General features: G+C 60.3%; 16 protein-coding genes. 10 read left to right on the top strand and 6 right to left on the bottom strand.

Features of this window, described 5'->3' with window-relative positions; genetic code table 11:
* Positions 1–57 precede the first annotated feature (57 nt).
* Entirely contained in the window at positions 58–1,308 is a 1,251-nt protein-coding gene (locus tag C4J91_RS23650) for an MFS transporter (RefSeq protein ID WP_124364497.1), read from the bottom strand.
* Between the two features lie 318 nt (positions 1,309–1,626).
* Here C4J91_RS23650 and C4J91_RS23645 point away from each other — a divergent pair, with 318 nt between their 5' ends.
* The 3 genes from C4J91_RS23645 to C4J91_RS23635 are packed head-to-tail and all read left to right on the top strand — an operon-like array spanning position 1,627 to position 4,255.
* Positions 1,627–3,066 (top strand): cytochrome ubiquinol oxidase subunit I, encoded by a 1,440-nt coding sequence (locus C4J91_RS23645; RefSeq protein WP_124364496.1) that lies wholly within the window; start codon positions 1,627–1,629, stop codon positions 3,064–3,066.
* Between the two features lies 1 nt (position 3,067).
* Positions 3,068–4,075, top strand: a complete 1,008-nt coding sequence (gene cydB, locus C4J91_RS23640) for a cytochrome d ubiquinol oxidase subunit II (protein WP_124364495.1) — start codon at positions 3,068–3,070, stop codon at positions 4,073–4,075.
* 12 nt (positions 4,076–4,087) lie between these two features.
* A complete protein-coding gene (locus C4J91_RS23635; protein WP_065886906.1) occupies positions 4,088–4,255 on the top strand; it encodes a DUF2474 domain-containing protein in 168 nt (55 codons plus the stop codon).
* A gap of 67 nt (positions 4,256–4,322) precedes the next feature.
* On the opposite strand, the gene C4J91_RS23630 is transcribed toward C4J91_RS23635, so the two are convergent.
* The gene (locus C4J91_RS23630; protein ID WP_124364494.1) at positions 4,323–5,447 is read right to left on the bottom strand and encodes a class I SAM-dependent methyltransferase; all 1,125 of its coding nucleotides are present in this window, start codon (positions 5,445–5,447) and stop codon (positions 4,323–4,325) included.
* Positions 5,448–5,589: 142 nt separating this feature from the next.
* On the bottom strand, positions 5,590–6,300 hold the full coding sequence (locus C4J91_RS23625) for a LuxR family transcriptional regulator (protein ID WP_124365209.1): 711 nt from the start codon (positions 6,298–6,300) through the stop codon (positions 5,590–5,592).
* Positions 6,301–6,729: 429 nt separating this feature from the next.
* Between C4J91_RS23625 and C4J91_RS23620 the strand changes: the two genes are divergently transcribed.
* On the top strand, positions 6,730–7,506 hold the full coding sequence (locus C4J91_RS23620) for a ferredoxin--NADP reductase (protein WP_124364493.1): 777 nt from the start codon (positions 6,730–6,732) through the stop codon (positions 7,504–7,506).
* Between the two features lie 42 nt (positions 7,507–7,548).
* Here C4J91_RS23620 and mscL read toward each other — a convergent pair whose 3' ends face one another.
* A complete protein-coding gene (mscL, locus tag C4J91_RS23615; protein ID WP_065910193.1) occupies positions 7,549–7,965 on the bottom strand; it encodes a large-conductance mechanosensitive channel protein MscL in 417 nt (138 codons plus the stop codon).
* 287 nt (positions 7,966–8,252) lie between these two features.
* On the opposite strand from mscL, the gene katB reads away from it, so the two are divergent.
* The 6 genes from katB (at position 8,253) to yjiA (ending at position 15,566) form a co-directional block, all read left to right on the top strand.
* Entirely contained in the window at positions 8,253–9,794 is a 1,542-nt protein-coding gene (gene katB / locus C4J91_RS23610; RefSeq protein ID WP_124364492.1) for a catalase KatB, read from the top strand.
* 138 nt (positions 9,795–9,932) lie between these two features.
* Positions 9,933–10,481, top strand: coding sequence for an ankyrin repeat domain-containing protein (locus C4J91_RS23605; protein WP_124364491.1), 549 nt, complete (start codon positions 9,933–9,935; stop codon positions 10,479–10,481).
* A gap of 35 nt (positions 10,482–10,516) precedes the next feature.
* Positions 10,517–11,884, top strand: coding sequence for a DNA repair protein RadA (gene radA, locus C4J91_RS23600; protein ID WP_124364490.1), 1,368 nt, complete (start codon positions 10,517–10,519; stop codon positions 11,882–11,884).
* A 306-nt stretch (positions 11,885–12,190) separates the two neighbouring features.
* The gene (locus tag C4J91_RS23595) at positions 12,191–14,257 is read left to right on the top strand and encodes a carbon starvation CstA family protein (RefSeq protein ID WP_124364489.1); all 2,067 of its coding nucleotides are present in this window, start codon (positions 12,191–12,193) and stop codon (positions 14,255–14,257) included.
* A gap of 15 nt (positions 14,258–14,272) precedes the next feature.
* A complete protein-coding gene (locus tag C4J91_RS23590; RefSeq protein WP_003176208.1) occupies positions 14,273–14,470 on the top strand; it encodes a YbdD/YjiX family protein in 198 nt (65 codons plus the stop codon).
* Between the two features lie 136 nt (positions 14,471–14,606).
* Positions 14,607–15,566 (top strand): GTPase, encoded by a 960-nt coding sequence (yjiA, locus tag C4J91_RS23585; protein WP_124364488.1) that lies wholly within the window; start codon positions 14,607–14,609, stop codon positions 15,564–15,566.
* A 186-nt stretch (positions 15,567–15,752) separates the two neighbouring features.
* Here yjiA and glyA read toward each other — a convergent pair whose 3' ends face one another.
* Entirely contained in the window at positions 15,753–17,006 is a 1,254-nt protein-coding gene (gene glyA / locus C4J91_RS23580) for a serine hydroxymethyltransferase (protein ID WP_119740983.1), read from the bottom strand.
* 227 nt (positions 17,007–17,233) lie between these two features.
* Positions 17,234–21,085, bottom strand: a complete 3,852-nt coding sequence (locus tag C4J91_RS23575) for a bifunctional diguanylate cyclase/phosphodiesterase (protein WP_124364487.1) — start codon at positions 21,083–21,085, stop codon at positions 17,234–17,236.
* Positions 21,086–21,246 lie beyond the last annotated feature (161 nt).

The raw sequence follows: 21,246 nt of genomic DNA, 5'->3' as shown, positions 1-21,246 counted from the left end.
GATCTACCGCTATCGGGGGCAAGCCCCCTCCCACATTTATCCTGTTCAAGGCTCAGGTTATGCGGTGGGCTTCAGCCCGGGCTCTTCTACCGGCACATGCATCCGGTCTCGATTCGCCAGGGTCGGGAACAGCTTGATCCACACCCCGGTCACTACCAGCGTACCAATCCCACCCATGACGACGGCGGGCACGGTGCCGAACCAATGGGCGGTGATCCCTGATTCGAACTCACCCAATTGATTGGAAGCACCGATAAACAGGCCGTTGACTGCGCTGACCCGGCCGCGCATCTCATCCGGCGTTTCCAACTGCACGAACGAAGCCCGGATCACCATGCTGATCATATCCGCCGCGCCCAGCACCACCAGCACCCCCAGGGAAAACCAGAACGAGGTCGACAGCCCGAACGCGATGGTTGCCACGCCGAACACCCCGACTGCGGTGAACATCACGCGGCCGACCTTGCGGTCCACCGAGAAACGCGCCAGCCACAACGACATCAACAGCGCCCCCACCGCTGGTGCCGAGCGCAACAGGCCCAGGCCCCAGGGGCCGGTCAGCAGGATGTCCTTGGCGAACACCGGCAACAACGCGGTGGCGCCGCCCAGCAGCACGGCAAACAGGTCCAGGGAAATGGCGCCGAGGATGTCCGGCCGGCTGCGGATAAAGCGAATCCCGGCCAGCAGCGAATCCAGGGTGGCCTTGCCTTTGTTCAGCGGCGTCTGGCGCGCAGGCAGGTTCAGGGTCAAGCCGCAGGCGATCAGGTACAGCACTACCGTCGGGCCGTACACCCAAACGCTGCCGAACGCATAGAGCAAACCACCGAGGGCCGGGGCGACGATGGTCGCCAATTGCTGAGCCGATTGCGACGAGGCCACGGCCCGGGGGAATAGCGCGCTGGGCACGATACTCGGCAGCAATGCCTGGGTGGTGGGCATTTCGAATGAACGCGCGGCGCCCAGCAGGAAAGCGAGGATGAAGATCATCTCGCGGGTCACGTTGCCGGTCAGGCCGCCAATGGCCAGGGACAGGGCAATCAGCGCCTGTACGGTCTGGCAGATGGCAGCGACTTTGCGTCGCTCATAGCGATCGGCCACATGCCCGGTGTGCAGCATGAACAGCACGCGCGGCACGAACTCCACCAGGCCGACCAGCCCCAGGTCCAGCACATTGCCAGTCAGTTGGTAGAGGTTCCAGCCGATGGCCACGGTCAGCATCTGGAAGCCGCTGGCGGTAAAGATCCGCGCCAGCCAGAACGCGATGAAGGGGCGGTGGTGACGTAACAGCAACGCAGGTTCACTAGGCATTGGGAGTACAGGTCGAGACCGAAAGGAATGGCGAGATTAGCATTGTGTTGTAACAAATAGTTGCAATAACCCTGGTGAGGCAAGCTGTCACGCGGCAAAAGACCACACAACCGGGCAGCGCAAATGGGACTACTCTTTCAACGATGCTTGATCCAGATCAACACCCGCACCGGGATTGTTCTGGCGGCCGAAAGGCCAGATTCCCTACGTGACGGGTAAAAAAAGAAACGAATTGAAATTCGTCACACTCCATATCCGTGGGGGCAGTGGGTGCAGGCTCCGAGCCCGCAGCCGGTATTACCTGACAGAGGAAGACTTATGTTCGGTTTGGAGGCGCTAGATCTCGCCCGAATTCAATTCGCGTTCACCATCTCGTTTCACATCCTGTTCCCGGCGATCACCATCGGCCTGGCCAGTTACCTTGCGGTGCTGGAGGGTTTGTGGCTCAAGACCCGTAACGACACTTACCGCGACCTCTACCATTTCTGGTCGAAGATCTTTGCCGTCAACTTCGGCATGGGCGTGGTCTCGGGCCTGGTCATGGCGTATCAGTTCGGCACCAACTGGAGCCGCTTCTCCGACTTCGCCGGCGCCGTCACCGGGCCGCTGCTGACGTACGAAGTGCTCACCGCCTTCTTCCTCGAGGCGGGTTTCCTTGGCGTGATGCTGTTCGGCTGGAACAAGGTAGGGCGCAACCTGCACTTCTTCTCCACCGTGATGGTGGCTATCGGTACGCTGATCTCGACCTTCTGGATCCTCTCATCCAATAGCTGGATGCAGACGCCCCAAGGCTTTGAAATCGTTGATGGCCGAGTGATCCCCACCGATTGGTTCGCCGTGGTCTTCAACCCATCGTTCCCCTACCGCCTGGCGCACATGGCTACTGCGGCCTTCGTGGCCACGGCGTTCTTCGTCGGCTCGTCGGCGGCCTGGCACCTGCTGCGCGGCAAGGACAATCCGGCGATCCGCAAGATGCTCTCGATGGCGATGTGGATGGCCTTGATCGTCGCGCCCATCCAGGCGGTGATCGGCGACTTCCACGGCCTCAACACCTTGAAGCACCAGCCGGCAAAAATTGCCGCGATTGAAGGCCACTGGGAAAACATCGGCAATGAACCCACACCGCTGATCCTGTTCGGCTGGCCGGACATGAAGGCTGAAAAAACCAAGTACGCGGTGGAAATTCCCTACCTGGGCAGCCTGATCCTGACCCACTCGTTGGATAAACAGGTGCCGGCGCTCAAGGAATTCCCGCCTGAAGACCGTCCTAATTCGACCGTGGTGTTCTGGTCGTTCCGGGTCATGGTCGGCCTGGGCTTGCTGATGATCTTCACCGGGTTGTTCAGCCTGTGGCTGCGCCGGGGCGACAAGATGTATACGTCCAAGCCGTTCCTGTACCTGGCCTTGTGGATGGGCCCCTCCGGCCTGATCGCGATTCTCGCTGGCTGGTTCACCACCGAAATCGGTCGCCAGCCGTGGGTGGTCTACGGGCTGATGCGCACGGCGGATGCGTCCTCCGGGCATAGCCTGGCGCAGATGACCATCACCCTGGTGCTGTTTGTGGTGGTGTACTTCGCGCTGTTCGGTGCGGGCCTGGGTTACATGATGCGTCTGGTGCGCAAAGGGCCTGTGATTCACGAAGTCACTGAGCCGACCCATGGTGGTCCTGGCCAGAAACGCACACCGGCCCGTCCGCTGTCCGCTGCCGATGATGGCACCGACAACGACCACGACGACATCCAGCACAAGGGGAATTGAGATGGGCATTGATCTGCCGCTGATCTGGGCTGTGATCATCATTTTCGGGATCATGATGTACGTGGTCATGGACGGTTTCGACTTGGGGATCGGCATCCTGTTTCCGTTCGTACCGGGCAAGACCGACCGCGACGTCATGATGAACACCGTGGCACCGGTGTGGGACGGCAATGAAACCTGGCTGGTATTGGGTGGCGCGGGACTGTTTGGTGCGTTCCCGCTGGCCTATTCCGTGGTGTTGTCGGCGTTGTACCTGCCGCTGATCCTGATGCTGATCGGACTGATTTTTCGTGGCGTGGCCTTTGAGTTCCGCTTCAAGGCCAAGGACCACAAGCGTCACCTGTGGGACAAGGCGTTTATCGGCGGTTCGCTGACGGCCACGTTCTTCCAGGGCGTGGCGCTGGGGGCGTTTATCGATGGGATTCCGGTGGTCAACCGCCAGTTCGCCGGAGGCTCGCTGGACTGGCTCACGCCGTTCACGATGTTCTGTGGCGTGGCATTGATCGTGGCGTATGCGCTGCTCGGCTGCACCTGGCTGATCATGAAGACCGAAGGCAAGTTGCAGGAACAGATGCACAACCTGGCGCGGCCGCTGGCCTTCGTGGTGCTGGCGGTGATCGGTATCGTCAGTATCTGGACACCGCTGACCCACCCGGAAATCGCTTCGCGCTGGTTCACCCTGCCGAACCTGTTCTGGTTCCTGCCGGTGCCGGTGCTGGTACTGGTGACCATGTACGGGCTGATCCGCGCCGTGGCACGCAATGCGCACTACACGCCATTCCTGCTGACGCTGGTACTGATTTTCCTGGGTTATAGCGGCCTGGGGATCAGCCTGTGGCCGAACATCATCCCACCGTCGGTATCGATCTGGGACGCCGCCGCACCGCCGCAAAGCCAGGGCTTCATGCTGGTAGGCACCTTGTTCATCATCCCGTTCATCCTGGGCTACACCTTCTGGAGCTACTACGTGTTCCGCGGCAAGGTCACCCACGAAGACGGTTATCACTAGGAGGGTCGCGACATGGCGGGCAAACCTTCGTTGCACGACATCGAACAGGCCGAGAAACAGCCGCTGTGGCGGCGCCTTGGGTGGTTGGCGATGATCTGGACCGGCAGTGTGCTGGCCCTGTTTATCGTCGCCAGCCTGATGCGCATGTTCATGAATGCGGCGGGCCTTACCACACACTGACATCCCGATCCGGGCCTTGCGGTCCGGCTCTTTCAGCCCTGTTCTTCTATAGAAGGCAGGGCTTTTTTTATTTGCGCGCCTTGAGAATGACGAACTTGGGCGTGGCCGCCACCTGTTCGACGCCACGGTACAGGCGCGCCAATTTGCTGTGATAACCCAGGTGACGGTTGCCCACGATATACAACGCGCCGCCTACCACAAGGGCTTCCCGTGCCTGCTGGAACATGCGCCAGGCGAGGAAATCGCCCACCACCTGCTGCTGGTGGAACGGCGGGTTGCACAGCACCACGTCCAACGACTGCGCTTGCTGGCCGGCCAGGCCGTCGCCAGCACTCACGATCACGTCACGTGCCCCCAGGGCGGCCTGCCAATTCTCGGTGGCTGACTGCACCGCCATGAACGACTCATCCACCAGAGTGTAGTGCGCGTCGGGGTTTTGCAGCGCGCTGGCAATCGCCAATACGCCGTTGCCGCAGCCCAGGTCCGCGACGCGGGCGCTGCCCAGGTTGTTCGGCAAGTGGGGCAGGAAGGCGCGCGTGCCGATGTCCAGGCCTTCGCGGCAGAACACATTGGCATGGTTGAGCAATTCGATGGCCGGTGTATCCAGCGTGTAGCGGGTAGGGTAGGGCGATACTGACGCCGGTCGATCGGCAACGCTGGCGATCAGCAGCCGGGCCTTTTTTACCGCCAGCGTGGCGTGCATCGGCCCGATATAACGTTCCAGCAGCTCGCCAGCGGCGCGTGGCAAGTGTTTGAGCATGGCCCCGGCGATCACTTCGGCGCCCGGCGCCAACTGCCCGTGCAGCCGAATCAACTGTTCTTCCAGCAGCGCCAGGGTTTTTGGCACCCGGAGCAGCACCCGATCGAAAGGCCCGACCGGCACCTGGCTGGCCGGCACGAACGTCACCGCATCAAACGCTTTGCCGTTGCGCACCAGGTTTTTCTCCAGGCCCTGGGCGGCGAGGAACGAGTCCCCGCTGGAGGTCACCTGCACCTGGCCTTCAAGGCTGGCCGCGAGCGCACCGAAGCTGTCATTGAGCACCAGCACACGGGTTGCCGCGTTGGGTTGCTGGCTGGCGAGATGGCTGAGCAGGTACTCATCGGCGGCATCGAAGGCTTGCAGCGGGTCATTGGATTGCTCGGGCTGACGAATCAAATCGAGTTGGGCGAAAGGGCTGTCAAGCAGGGGCATGGCGGGGGAGGCTCTGGGTAATCGACGGAACCGTCTAAGTGAACAGCGAAGCAACCTCTGAAAGGGCAGCATCAACACTCAGAATTGGCCGTAAATGTTACTTTTTTTTGACTGCGATGACATGCGGTGTTTCTTGTCAGGGCTAAAACAGTCCTGCTTTAGAGGCGCTGAGCACGGCCTGGATCTTATTGTGAACCCCCAACTTCTTGAAGGAACTGCTGATATGAAAGCCTATCGTACGCTCGGACAGGCAGAGAATCGCGGCAATCTCGGAAGCGGTCTTGCCCATGGCGGACCACTTGAGCACTTCCGTTTCGCGTGCCGTTAACTTACTGGGCGCGTTGACATGGGTTTTGTCGGCGTATTTTTTTGCCACGACCGCATGCATCGCATGGCAGAGCCACAACACTTGCCCGGCTTTTTCGTAAAGCTCTTCAGGGCTGACCTCGTCTTTGTCACGCGCCAGGGTCAGCATGCTGAACACACCTCGGAAGTCATGGACCGCTTGGGTCCAGCCTAAGTGAACGCCAAACGATCGGGCCAATTCCCACAAATGAGGGGCGTTCCTAAAGGTCTTCTTGTCCCAGACAACGGGCAGCACACTATTTTTACAATGGGCTACAACGGGATCTATATCGAAGAAGTGCGCTTGTTGGTAAAGACTCCTCCATTCAATTGGATGATTACTAAGGTGAACGGGCGTTGTTTGATTGCTTTGGGCTTCGGGACTCATCGTAAATGAGCAATATCGGAATCCCAGTTCGTAGGTGTGGTTGACGACCATTTCAAACACGCTGGTGATTTCATTCTCGTCTTCCAGCTTGGGCAGCCGTGTATTTCGCCATCTGACCATCGGTAACTCTCCATAGGTTTCCATGTGCCTTGGGTACGCCCGGATCCCAATGCTGCTCGAAACCAAGTGTAGGAGAACTCCTACAATTGAGCCTTAAAATGTTTTCATTTGTTGGCTTGTTTTACGCCTTCAACGCTGAACAAGGAGTCAGCTTTTGTAGGCGTTAGTGGGGGAGGGCTTGTTTTTTCAAGAGCTTGTAAATGCTGTCAAAATGACATCTCTTGCAGGCTCGACTTCAACTTGTGGTGTACTGCAAGTGCGTTAATAGCGAAATATTTAGTTCGATGCAGCGCGGCGCTGATTTGCCACTTTTGTCATAACGCTGAAACAGCGTCGCCGTTGGGCTGGCGGTAATGCCAGTACAAATCAACGGTGTTTGCGCGGCCTGCTTTGAGGGACACTAAGGCTCTGTGCAAAACGGAGCCTCCCATGACGGCCAGTGCTGAAAAATTTACCCGCCAGACCTTGCTAGACGTGCAATCGCTGACCCCCAGTCTCTTCACCCTGCGTACCACGCGCGACGCCGGTTTTCGGTTTACCGCCGGCCAGTTCGTGCGCCTGGGCGTCACCAGGGCGGATGGCAGTACCGTATGGCGCGCTTACTCCATCGTGTCTTCGCCGTTTGACGAACACCTCGATTTCTTTTCCATTGTTGTTCCGGGGGGCGAGTTCACCAGTGAGTTAAGCCGTCTTAAGGTGGGCGATACCTTGCTGGTGGAGCGCCAGGCCACCGGTTTCCTGACCTTGAACCGCTTTGTAGACGGGCGTGATCTGTGGCTGTTGGGCACCGGTACCGGTGTGGCGCCGTTCCTGTCGATCCTGCAGGATTTCGAGGTATGGGAGAAATTCGAGCGTATCGTCCTGGTGTACAGCGCCCGAGAGGCCAAGGAGCTGGCGTACCAATCGCTGATCACTGAACTGGGCGAGCGTGAATACCTGGCCGACTATGCCCACAAGCTCACCTACATCCCTATCGTCACCCGTGAACGGCATCCGGGCGCGTTGAATGGGCGCATCACCACGTTGATCGAGAACGGCGAACTGGAGAGCGCAGCCGGCGTCGCGCTGACCCCGGAGCATTCCCGCGTGCTGATTTGCGGCAATCCGCAGATGGTCGACGACACTCGCCAGTTGCTCAAACAGCGCGACATGCAACTGAGCCTGAGCCGACGCCCGGGCCAGGTGGCGGTGGAAAACTATTGGTAAAAAAAGGCGCCTCACGAGGCGCCTTTTACGTTGAGCCGCAGCTCAGAGCGGTTTGTCATTCTGTGCCTTGAGCAGATCGCGGATCTCGCCCAGCAGCACCTCTTCCTTTGTCGGCGTCGGCGGCAAGCTCGGGGCTACGGCCTCTTCGCGCTTGAGGCGGTTGATGGCCTTTACACCCATGAAGATGGCGAAAGCGACGATCAAAAAGTCGACCACGCTCTGGATGAACTTGCCGTACGCCAGCACCACGGCGGGTACATCGCCTTGCGCGGCTTTAAGCGTGATTGCCAGGTCGCCGAAGTCCACGCCACCGATCAACAGGCCGAGCGGAGGCATCACCACGTCCCCTACAAATGAGGAAACAATTTTGCCGAACGCGGCGCCGATGATGATACCGACGGCCATGTCGACCACATTACCTTTGACCGCAAAGGCCTTGAACTCACTGATCACGCCCATAAGTTATTCCTTGTTACAGATGAGAAGGGTGGAGGTCAGTGTAAGTCAGTCGTAGCGGGCTAGCGCGACACAACCGTTAACACTGTTGGTTTTTATCGACACATTAAATCGCAATTAGTTTGCAAAGTGCCACCAATCGCGCGCGAAATACGCCGTATTTCAGCGGGTTACCATATTTTTTTCTCAATCGGCCCTGTGGTGTTTTTCTATTTATCTTCTGACCCGCAGGTCACTAGCCTCTGGCAAGCACAACTGAATGTGCACTAAAAAAACCAGAGGAAACCTTGATGAACATTTCAATCAACCGCAGGCCCGTGTCCGCGCGCCATGCGCTGGCGTTGGTGACCGCCAGCCTGCTGACCCTCTCCGTGCAGGCCGCCAACCTGACCCGCGATAACGGCGCCAACGTTGGGGATAACCAGAATTCGCAGACCGCCGGCGCCAATGGCCCTGTGCTGCTGCAGGATGTCCAACTGATTCAGAAGCTGCAGCGCTTCGACCGCGAACGCATCCCCGAGCGCGTGGTTCACGCTCGTGGTACGGGCGCCCATGGCACGTTCACCGTCACCGACAACCTCAGCGACCTGACCAAGGCCAAGGTGTTCGCCGCCGGTGAAGCCACGCCGGTGTTCGTGCGCTTCTCGGCCGTGGTCCACGGTAATCATTCCCCGGAAACCCTGCGCGACCCACGGGGTTTCGCGACCAAGTTCTACACCGCCGAAGGCAACTGGGACCTGGTCGGCAATAACTTCCCGACTTTCTTCATTCGCGATGCCATCAAGTTCCCGGACATGGTCCACGCATTCAAACCGGACCCGCGCACTAACCTGGACGACGATTCGCGTCGCTTCGACTTCTTCTCCCACGTTCCAGAGTCCACTCGTACGCTGACCGAGCTGTACTCGGACTCCGGCACGCCGGCCAGTTATCGGGAAATGGACGGCAATGGCGTACATGCCTACAAGTTGATCAACGCCAAGGGCGAAGTGCACTACGTCAAGTTCCACTGGAAGAGCCTGCAAGGCATCAAGAATCTTGATCCCAAGCAAGTCACCGAAGTGCAAGGGCGTGACTACAGCCACATGACCAATGACCTGGTCACCCATATCAACAAGGGCGACTTCCCCAAGTGGGACTTGTATGTGCAGGTGTTGAAACCTGAAGACTTGGCCAAGTTCGATTTCGACCCGCTGGACGCCACCAAGATCTGGCCGAATGTGCCGGAGCGCAAAGTCGGGCAAATGGTGCTCAACCGCAACCCGGCCAATGTGTTCCAGGAGACCGAACAAGTCGCGATGGCCCCGGCCAACCTGGTGCCGGGTATCGAACCGTCGGAAGACCGCCTGTTGCAAGGGCGGGTGTTCTCCTACGCCGATACGCAAATGTACCGCCTGGGCGCCAACGCGCTGCAACTGCCGATCAACGCGCCACGGGTGACCGTCAACAACGGTAACCAGGACGGTGCGCTGAATTTCGGCAAGACCACCACCGGCGTGAACTACCAGCCAAGCCGCCTGCTGCCACGGGATGAGCCGCAAACTGCGCGCTACAGCCAATCGCCGCTGTCGGGCAGCACCCAGCAGGCGAAGATCCAGCGTGAGCAGAACTTCAAGCAGGCCGGTGACTTGTATCGCTCCTACAGCAAGAAAGAGCGTCAGGACCTGATCGACAACTTCGGCGGCTCGCTGGCGACCACGGACGATGAGAGCAAGCACATCATCCTCTCGTTCCTCTACAAGGCTGATCCGGAATACGGCACTGGCGTGGCCAAGGTGGCCAAGGGCGACCTGGCTCGTGTGAAAGCACTGGCTGAAAAACTGAGCGACTAACCGCGCCCTCCTGTAGGAGCGAGCTTGCTCGCGAAGAACTCAAAGGCAACGCATTTATCCAGGATGCACGCGTTATCGTTGACGTTTTTCGCGAGCAAGCTCGCTCCTACAAGGGGATATTTCTCAAGGATTTTGATCATGCGTACGTTCATATGGGCACTGCTGGCCTGCTGTTCGTTCAGTGTGCTGGCCGAACAACCCCCATCCAATGACCCTGGTGCGCTCAAGGCGCAGCTTCAGGACTACTATTTCGACGCCGCCCGTCGTGGCGATCTCGACATGCTCAACACTTTCATTGAATCGGGCTACGCCCTGAATACTCAGGACGACAAGGGCTACACTGCCCTGATCCTGGCCGCCTATCACGGCGAAGGTGCCTACGTGGAGCGTTTGCTCGCCGCCGGTGCCGACGCGTGCGTGCAGGACAAACGCGGCAACACTGCGCTCATGGGAGCCATCTTCAAAGGCGAGCTGAGCATCGCCCAGCGCTTGCTGGCAACCGACTGTAACCCTGACCAACGCAATGGCGCGGGGCAGACCGCCGCCATGTACGCCGGGCTGTTCAAGCGGGTCGAACTGCTGGGCGAATTGAAGGCCAAAGGCGCCGATCTTAACGCCGAAGACCCCATCGGTAACACGGCTTCACGCTTGGCCAACGGCGAAATCCGGACCCCGGCGCCGCGCTGAGCTATCATCGCGGTTTTTCGGTTGGAGGTTCTCGAATGGCCAAGGCCAAGCGCATGTACGGCTGCACGGAGTGCGGCGCGACCTTTCCCAAGTGGGCGGGCCAGTGCGGCGAGTGCGGTGCGTGGAACACCCTGACTGAAACCATGATTGAAAGCGGTGGCGCTGCGGCCCCTGCCGGGCGCACCGGCTGGACCGGGCAACAAGCGCAGATCAAGACCTTGGCCGAAGTCAGCGTCGAAGAGGTGCCGCGCTTCTCCACGGCCTCCGGTGAGCTGGACCGGGTATTGGGCGGTGGCCTGGTGGACGGCTCCGTCGTGTTGATCGGCGGCGACCCAGGCATCGGTAAATCCACGATCCTGCTGCAAACGCTGTGCAGCATCGCCAGCCGCATGCCGGCGCTGTACGTCACCGGCGAAGAGTCCCAGCAACAAGTGGCGATGCGTGCTCGTCGCCTGGGCTTGCCCCAGGACCAACTGCGGGTCATGACCGAAACCTGCATCGAAACCATCATCGCCACGGCGCGGATCGAGAAGCCAAAGGTCATGGTGATCGACTCGATCCAGACGATTTTCACCGAGCAACTGCAATCTGCCCCTGGCGGCGTCTCCCAGGTGCGTGAAAGTGCGGCGCTGTTGGTGCGCTACGCCAAGCAGAGCGGTACGGCGATCTTCCTGGTGGGCCACGTGACCAAGGAAGGCGCGCTGGCCGGGCCGCGCGTGCTGGAACACATGGTGGATACCGTGCTGTATTTCGAAGGTGAATCCGATGGCCGCCTTAGGTTGCTGCGGGCGGTGAAAAACCGCTTCGGCGCGGTGAACGAGTTGGGTGTGTTCGCCATGACTGACCGGGGGCTGAAAGAAGTCTCCAATCCATCGGCGATTTTTCTTACCCGCGCCCAGGAAGAAGTCCCCGGCAGCGTGGTGATGGCGACGTGGGAAGGCACCCGGCCGATGCTGGTGGAGGTCCAGGCGCTGGTGGATGACAGCCATCTGGCCAACCCTCGCCGGGTCACACTTGGACTGGATCAAAACCGCCTGGCGATGCTGCTGGCAGTGTTGCACCGCCATGGGGGTATTCCGACCCACGACCAGGACGTGTTCCTCAACGTGGTCGGCGGGGTCAAGGTGTTGGAGACCGCGTCCGACCTGGCGTTGATGGCGGCGGTGATGTCCAGCCTGCGTAACCGGCCCTTGCCCCATGATTTGCTGGTGTTTGGTGAAGTGGGCCTGTCGGGCGAAGTGCGCCCGGTGCCCAGTGGCCAGGAGCGCTTGAAGGAAGCGGCCAAGCACGGCTTCAAACGCGCGATCGTGCCCAAGGGCAATGCGCCAAAGGAAATGCCGTCGGGGTTGCAGGTGATTGGGGTCACGCGCCTGGAGCAGGCCTTGGATGCACTGTTCGAATAATCAACAACACCGCAAAACCAATGTGGGAGGGGGCTTGCCCCCGATAGCAGTGTGTCAGGCACATATAGGTCACTGATACACCGCCATCGGGAGCAAGCCCCCTCCCACATTTTGATCTGTGTTGGCTTCTAGCTTTCCAGCAATGCCGAATAGGCAAATTGTAGCCCTACGCCATCATTCGGCAGTTATTTCTGCTTTTTTTGCGCCGGCAAGGCTCTAGACCAACGTAGGGGGGTGGCCTTTAAGGCCAACAGCGCTAAACTCGGGCTGGCTGTCCTTTCTGTCCACCCTGGCTGGAATATAAAAATGAAAAATAATAATAGCCTGCTACGCCATCTACCCTGGCTGGTGCTGGCAATCGTAGGAGCGTGCGCCCTTGGCGTAGTGGCCTTGCGCCGCGGCGAGGCGATCAACGCCTTGTGGATTGTGGTCGCTGCAGTGGCCATCTACCTGGTTGCGTACCGTTACTACAGTCTGTTCATCGCCAATAACGTGATGCAACTGGACCCACGGCGGGCCACCCCCGCAGTGATCAACAACGATGGTCTGGACTATGTGCCGACCAACAAACACATCCTTTTCGGTCACCACTTTGCGGCGATTGCCGGCGCAGGCCCTCTGGTCGGCCCGGTATTGGCGGCGCAGATGGGTTACCTGCCCGGCACCCTGTGGCTGATCGCCGGCGTGGTGCTGGCCGGTGCGGTGCAGGATTTCATGATCCTGTTCCTGTCCACCCGGCGTAACGGCCGTTCCCTGGGCGACATGGTCCGCGAAGAAATGGGCCGCGTGCCGGGGACCATCGCGCTGTTTGGCTGCTTCCTGATCATGATCATCATCCTCGCGGTGCTGGCGCTGATCGTGGTCAAGGCCCTGGCCGAGAGCCCGTGGGGCATCTTCACGGTGATGGCGACCATCCCGATCGCGATGTTCATGGGCATCTACATGCGCTACATCCGCCCAGGCCGCATTGGTGAAATCTCAATCATCGGCGTGCTGTTGCTGCTCGGTTCGATCTGGCTGGGCGGGCAAATTGCCGCTGACCCGGTGTGGGCCAAGGCCTTCACCTTCACCGGGATCCAGATCACCTGGATGCTGATCGGCTATGGTTTCGTCGCGGCAGTGTTGCCGGTGTGGCTGATCCTGGCACCGCGTGACTACCTGTCGACCTTCCTGAAGATCGGCACCATCATCGCCCTGGCGATTGGCATCCTGGTCACCATGCCTGACCTGAAAATGCCGGCGCTCACCCAGTTCATCGACGGCACGGGCCCTGTGTGGAAGGGCGGCCTGTTCCCATTCCTGTTCATCACGATCGCCTGTGGCGCGGTCTCCGGCTTCCATGCGCTGATCTCCTCGGGCACCACGCCCAAGCTACTGGCCAATGAAGGCCACGCCCGTTACATCGGTTACGGCGGCATGCTGATGGAGTCATTCGTGGCCATCATGGCGATGGTTGCCGCGTCGGTGATCGAGCCTGGCGTGTACTTCGCCATGAACAGCCCGGCGGCGATCGTCGGCAGCGACGTTGTTACCGTGGCGCAGACCGTCAGCAGCTGGGGCTTTGCAATCACCCCCGAGGCGCTGTCGGCCGTGGCCCACGACATCGGTGAAACCACCATCCTGGCGCGTGCCGGCGGTGCGCCGACCCTGGCGGTCGGTATCGCGCAGATCCTGCACAGCGTACTGCCGGGTGAAAACACCATGGCGTTCTGGTACCACTTTGCGATCCTGTTCGAAGCGCTGTTCATCCTGACGGCGGTTGACGCTGGTACCCGTGCCGGTCGCTTCATGCTGCAGGACCTGCTTGGCTCCTTCGTGCCGTCACTCAAACGCACCGAATCCTGGACCGCCAACCTGATCGCCACCGCCGGTTGTGTGGCGATGTGGGGTTACCTGCTTTACCAGGGCGTGATCGACCCACTGGGTGGCATCAACACCTTGTGGCCGCTGTTCGGTATCTCCAACCAGATGCTGGCGGGTATCGCGTTGATGCTGGCCACGGTTGTGCTGATCAAAATGAAGCGCCAGCGCTACATTTGGGTGACCTTGCTGCCGGCGGTCTGGCTGTTGATCTGCACCACCACGGCGGGCTTCATCAAGTTGTTCGACGCCAACCCGGCGATCGGCTTCCTGTCGCTGGCGAAGAAATACAGCGATGCCCTGGCCAATGGCCAGATCCTGGCCCCGGCCAAGAGCATCGATCAGATGCAGCATGTGATCTATAACGCCTATACCAACGCAACGCTGACGGCGCTGTTCCTGTTCGTGGTGTTCAGCATCCTGTTCTATGCGCTCAAGGTCGGCATTGCCGCCTGGGGCAACAAAGAGCGTACGGATAAAGAAGCCCCGTTCCAGGCTGTACCGGACGCATAATCGAGGATTGCACCCATGTTCAATGACATCAGTCGCCTCGGTAAATACCTCGGTCAGGCTGCGCGCCTGATGGTCGGCATGCCCGACTACGACACTTACGTCGAGCATATGCAAACCAAACACCCGGACAAGCCGATGATGGACTACAAGGCGTTCTTCCGGGAACGCCAGGAAGCCCGTTACGGCGGCAAGGGTGGGCCCAAGTGCTGCTGAATTAGTGCAATACCCCTGTGGGAGGGGGCTTGCTCCCGATAGGGTGTATCAGTGCCACATAAGTGCCTGACACACTGCTATCGGGAGCAAGCCCCCTCCCACATTTGTTTCTGTGTTTCTTCAAGGAGAATTTCTTTTGTCCTCTCCCATTCCCGTCACCGTTCTCAGTGGCTTCCTCGGCGCCGGCAAGACTACTTTGCTGCGCCACCTGCTCAAGGCCGAACACGGCTTGAAGATCGCCGTGATCGAAAACGAATTCAGTGACGCCGGCATCGACACCCAACTGCTGGGCGCCGAGCCGGTGCAAGTCATGACCCTGTCCAACGGCTGCGTGTGCTGCACCATCCACACCGACCTGACCAAAGCCCTCTACCTGCTGCTTGAGCGCCTGGACAGCGGCGAGATCGCTTTCGACCGCCTGGTGATCGAATGCACCGGTCTGGCGGACCCTGCGCCCGTGGCGCAGACGTTTTTCATCGACGAGGAACTGCGCGACCGCTACATCCTCGACGGCATCATTACGTTGGTGGACGCCGCCCACGCCGAGCAACACCTGGCCCAGACCATCGCCCAGGCACAGATCGGCTTTGCCGACCGCCTGCTGGTGAGCAAGCGCGACCTGGTCGACGATGCCACCTTCGACGCCCTCAGCGAACGCCTGACCCGCATCAACCGCCGCGCACCGATCCGGGTGGTGGAACATGGCGCCATCGACCTGGCCGAACTGCTCGATGTGCGAGGCTTCAACCTAAACGCTGGCATGAGCTTGCGTCCGGTCAGCGCAGCGCCGTCCATCGACCGTATCTCCAGCCTGGTGCTGCGCACCGACCAGCCGCTGGATATCGACCGCCTCAGTGAGTTCATGAACGAGTTGCTGGAAGACCACGGCAAGCAATTGCTGCGTTACAAGGGCGTGCTGAACATTGCCGGGGAAGAGCGGCGCATGGTGTTTCAGGGCGTGCTGAAGCTCTATGGCTTCGACTGGGACACCGAATGGGCGGAAGGCGAGGCACGGGAGAGTGTGATTGTGTTTATTGCCGATGAGTTGCCGGAGGACAAGATTCGCGAAGGCTTCGCCAAGGTCCATCAACCCTGACCTGAAATGCGATCAAAAAATGTGGGAGGGGGCTTGCTCCCGATGGCAGTGTGTCAGGCACTTATCTATTACTGACCCACCGCTATCGGGAGCAAGCCCCCTCCCACATTTGATCGCATTTCACATTCAAACAGCCATAAAAAAAGCCCGGCTTAAGAGCCGGGCTTCTTGTTCAAACCACTGCTATCAAGCGCCGTACACCGGCAGCTTCTTGCAGATAGCCTTGACCTTCTCACGTACCGCGTCGATCACGGCTTCGTTGTTCAGGTCCGCCAGGATGTCGCAGATCCAGCCGGCCAGCTCCTTGCACTCTGCTTCCTTGAAGCCGCGCGTGGTCACAGCCGGGGTGCCGAAGCGCAGGCCGGAGGTGACGAATGGCGAGCGTGGGTCGTTCGGCACGGAGTTCTTGTTCACGGTGATGAAAGCTTTGCCCAGGGCAGCGTCAGCATCTTTACCGGAAATGTCCTGCTTGATCAGCGACAGCAGGAACAGGTGGTTTTCAGTCCCGCCGGACACCACGTCATAACCGCGTTCGATGAACACGCCGGCCATGGCCTTGGCGTTCTTGACCACTTGTTGCTGGTAGGTCTTGAACTCAGGCTGCAGCGCTTCCTTGAAGCAGATCGCCTTGGCGGCGATCACGTGCTCCAGCGGGCCGCCCTGGGCGCCCGGGAATACCGCAGAGTTCAGCTTCTTCTCGATCTCGGCGTTGGCGCGCGCCAGGATCAGGCCGCCACGTGGACCGCGCAGGGTCTTGTGGGTCGTGGTGGTGACAACGTCAGCGTAAGGCACCGGGTTCGGGTAGACGCCAGCTGCGACCAGACCGGCCACGTGGGCCATGTCGACGAACAGGTAGGCGCCGACCTTGTCCGCGATTTCACGGAAACGTGGGAAATCCAGGATCTGCGAATAGGCGGAGAAACCGGCCACGATCATTTTTGGCTTGTGCTCGACCGCCAGGCGCTCGACTTCGTCATAGTCGATCAGGCCGTTGGCATCGATGCCGTATTGAACGGCGTTGTACAGCTTGCCCGAGGAAGAAACGCTGGCGCCGTGGGTCAGATGACCGCCGTGGGCCAGGCTCATGCCCAAGATGGTGTCGCCACCTTGCAGCAGGGCCAGGTACACCGCGCTGTTGGCTTGGGAACCGGCGTGCGGCTGGACGTTGGCGTAATCGGCGCCGAACAGCTCTTTTGCACGATCGATGGCCAACTGCTCAACCACGTCGACGTACTCGCAACCACCGTAGTAGCGCTTGCCTGGGTAGCCTTCGGCGTACTTGTTGGTCAGAACCGAACCTTGAGCCTCCATCACCGCAGGGCTGGTGTAGTTTTCCGAAGCGATCAGCTCAATGTGCTCTTCCTGGCGCACGGCTTCTTGCTCCATGGCGGCGAAGAGATCGGCGTCGTACTTGGCAATAGTCAAATCACGGCTGAACATGGCGGTCCTCAAGGATCGGGGCAGAAAAGGAGGGCATTCTAACCCAATGGGTTTTAGATGGCATATGAAAGGACATCATGTCGCGGACAAGCGGGGCTCATCTGGGGTAGGCGGTGATTGTGCCGGCCTCATCGGGGGCAAGCCCCCTCCCACATTTGAAGGTATTCGCAAGTCAAAAGGTGGGAGGGGGCTTGCCCCCGATGAGGCCATCAGCCCCACACAAAATCTCAGTCGAACATGAAGAGCGCATCATTACTGAACTGCGCCTCGAACCGGCTCGCCGGCATCGGCCGCCCGAACAGGTAGCCTTGCACCTCATCGCAGCCATGCTCGCGCAGGAAGTCCAACTGCTCGTGGGTCTCCACGCCCTCGGCGATGACCGCCAGGTTGAGGCTGTGGGCCATGGCGATGATGGCGCGGGCGATCTGCGCGTCCTGCTCGCCGGAGGGCAGGCCATCGACGAACGTGCGGTCGATCTTCAACACGTCGATAGGGAATTGCTTGAGGTAGTTGAGCGACGAATAACCGGTGCCAAAATCATCGACTGCAATGCTCAGCCCCAGGTTTTTCAAGCTGGCGAGGATCTGCAGGGCTTCGTTGACTTCGCGCATCAGGATACTTTCGGTCAGCTCCAGCTCCAGGCACGCCGGCGCCAGGCCGGTGTCCTTGAGGATGGTGGCGATGCGCGTGCCCAGTTGCCCGTCGGAGAACTGCCGCGCCGAGATGTTGACCGAGACTTTCGGCACCCGCACTTTGTTCTGGTGCCAGGTTTTGAGCTGGCGACAGGCTTCGCTGATCACCCAGTCGCCCACGTCCACCACCAGCCCCAGTTCCTCCAACACCGGGATGAAATCCCCCGGCGGCACCAGGCCCCGGCGCGGGTGGCGCCAGCGCAGCAGGGCTTCGGCGCCGGTCAGGCGTTTGCCGTCGCCGCTGAACTGCGGTTGGTAATAGAGCACGAATTCGTTCTGTTCCAGGGCGTGGCGCAGGTCGCTTTCCAGCTCCAGGCGCTCCAGGGCGCTGGCGTTCATGTCGGCCTGGTAGAACTGGAAGTTGTTCTTGCCGCGCTCCTTGGCGTGATACATCGCCGTATCGGCGTTTTTCATCAACTGGCTTAGCTCGTTGCCGTCCTGGGGGCTGAGGGCGATGCCGATGCTGGCGGTCACGAAGAACTCGCGGCCCTCCAGCACGAATGGCTTCACCAGGCTGGCCAGAATCTGCTCGGCCACCGTGATCGCGCGGTTCAGCGCCAGTTCACGGCTGACGCGCGGTTGCAACAGCAAGGTGAACTCGTCGCCACCCATCCGCGCCACGGTGTCGTCTTCGGCCACGCAACCGAGCAGGCGCGTGGCCATTTCCTTGAGCATACGGTCGCCGGCGGCGTGGCCCAGGGAGTCGTTGATCGGCTTGAAACGGTCGAGGTCGAGGAACATCAACACCACCCACGACTTTTGCCGCTCCGCTGACTGCAATGCGGTGTGCAGGCGGTCCTGGAACAAGGTGCGGTTGGGCAGGTGGGTCAGGGCGTCGTAATAGGCCAGGCGGTGGATGCGCTGTTCACTGGCCTTGCGCTCGCTGATATCACTGAAGAAACACACGTAGCTGGCCAGGTCGCCTTCATCGTCGAACACCGCCGTGATGCCGACCCAGGCCGGGTAGTGCTCGCCATTGCGGCGCTTGAGCCACACTTCGCCTTCCCAGGTACTGTGCTGGTGCAGTTGCTTGAGCACGTAGCGCAGGTGGGCTTCTTGCTGTTCGTCGACGGTGAGCATATTCGGCAGCTGGTCGAGTACATCGCTCACGGCGTAACCGCTGACCCGGCTGAAGGCCTCGTTGGCCTGCACGATATAGCCGGCCGGGTCGGTGATCAGGATGGCCGAGGTGGAGTGCTCGAATACCGTGGCCGCCATGCGCAGGTCTTTTTCGGCGCGGCGCTGTTGGCTGATATCGCGGCCCACGCCGAGGATGCCTTCAAACGCGCCATGTTCGTCCCACACCAGCACCACGCGCAGCTCGATGGGCACTTTGCGCCCATCGGCGCGCAGGCAGTCGAACAGGAACAGTTGGGTCTGCACCTCGTCGCGCAGGCTGTTCAGCGCTTCGGGGTTGCCCACCGCGCGGCTGACCTGTTCCATCAGCCCATAAATACCGCTGAGCTGTTGCGGGTTGGCGATGATCGACTGCCAGCCATTCTTGAACACCCAGTCCACGTCATACCCCAGTACCGCATTGACCGAGGGGCTGACGTAGTTGAGGGCCAACTGGCTGTCGGTGGAACAGATCACGTCACTGATGCTTTCGGCCAGCATGCGGTAGCGCTGTTCGCTGTCGCGCAGGGATTCGCTGGCCTCGATCTGGTCGGTGATGTCCTTGGCCACGCCGATGATCCGTGTGACCACCGCCGACGTGTCCCTGGCCAGGGCCTGTTCGCGGATGTCGAAGCGTCGCCACTGGTTATTGCGGTGACGAAAGCGCAGTTGGCAGTGCAGTTGGGTGGTGTAGGCCGCCTGGCGTTGCTGTTGACGCAAGTCGTGGTAATGCTCGGCGTCTTCGGGATGCAAGAGGATTTCCCAGAAGTACTCGCCCATCTCGTGCAGTTCGGCCTTGTCGTAGCCGAGGGTATGGCCCAAGTGATGGTTGCTGAAAATCATGCGCTGGCTGATCACGTCCTGCACATACAGGTGGTCGGGCACGGTGCGTACCACATCCGACCAGAAACTCTCGCGCTCGACCAGCGACAGCTCGATCAGCTTGCGACTGGTGATATCGCTGATGCTGAGGATCACCGCCTTGACGTCATCCTGCTGTTCCGGCAAACGCATCACGAGCCACAGGTACTGGTCATTGCCCGCCACATCGTTGAGCAGGATTTCCAGCTCCAGCTGTTTTTGCCGGGTCAGTACGGCTTCGAGCACCTGGTGGCCGATAGACGTGGCATTGCTCGGGCAATCGTCAATCAGGCGCTCCCAGGCCTGCTCGCAGGAAGCCACGTTCAACAGGCGCACCGCCATCTGGTTGACCTCGGTGACGCGCAGCTCTTTGAGCAGTTTGCGCCGCTCAGCGGGGTTGGCCCGCAGCCAGGCGTGCAATTGCTCGCGGCCCTGCACCTGGGTCTTGTCGCAGAACGCCTTCAACCCCGAAAGGTCGAGTACGCACAGGGCCACGCCGGTGCCTTCGAAAATATCCTGATAACGCCGCCGGCCTTCGTGCACCTGGCGCTGACGGCGGCGCATGTTCAGCAGCACGATTACCGGGACCAGCGAAAACGCCAGCCCCAGCAGGCATTTGCCGATAAACGCCGGCAGCAGTTGTTCGAGCACCGCGCTGCGGTCGAACAGCCCGCGCAGTTGCCAGTCGCTCTTGCTCAACGGCGTGACCAGCACGCTTTTATTCAATTCGTCCGGGGTCAACGCACCGGCCCACGGAGCCGGCATACCGTTGTCACGGCTGACCACGCGCTGGTTCAGGCGGTTCTCGATCGCCCACATCGGGCGCTGGCCCTTGGCATCCTGGCGAGTCAGGTTGGCCAGGTAGGTGGGCGCCAGGCGCAGCGCCCAGTACATCTTCGAGCCGCCGCTGGGCTGGTGCAGCAACAGATAAATCACGTTGCCGTCGTTGTCGTTGCTCAGGTAATAGGATTGGGCGTGGCTGCGCTTGACCAGTTCCTGGAGCAGGGCGCTGTCCTGGCTGTCGTTGGCGGTGTCGCTGATCAGGGCACCGCTGGGGGCGAGCAGGGCGACGCTGCGCAGTTCGGGCAATGAGCGCTGCAACGTGAGGATCAGGGCCTGGTGTTGTTCGGCGTTGCGCGGCGGCTCGACGATCGGCAGCAGATTCAGGGCAATCTGTGCGCTCAAGGCCATGTTCTGGCTGATCTGCTCGGCCAGGTCGGCGCTGTAGTCGATAGTGTATTGCTGCTGGTTTTTCTGGTTTTGCTGCAGTTGATCGAGCAGTTGCCAGAACAATAACGCGAGCAACATCAGCACAAGCGTCGCCAATGCGCCCTTGAGGGTGCCATGCAGGGGCGCCCCCGGCGCTATATGAGCGGCGCGCAAGGGAGTAGGCGACGTGACTTTGGACAAGCTGTAATCCTGCGGTTTGGCTGGACTGGCGCGCGACGTGCACTATAAGCCGGACGCCCGGAGGGCGGCTAGCATGCCTTGAGTTGTGGCAAAGTGCCAGTCCCGCCTGGCTGGACTGCCCCAGCGCATTCAGGTAGCTTTGCCGGTTACGCGGGGGCGTT

Source organism: Pseudomonas sp. R3-52-08, from assembly GCF_003851745.1.
Taxonomy (GTDB): Bacteria; Pseudomonadota; Gammaproteobacteria; order Pseudomonadales; family Pseudomonadaceae; genus Aquipseudomonas.
The sequence above is the reverse complement of the archived record's forward strand: the minus strand, read 5'-3'. Positions and strand labels throughout refer to the sequence as shown.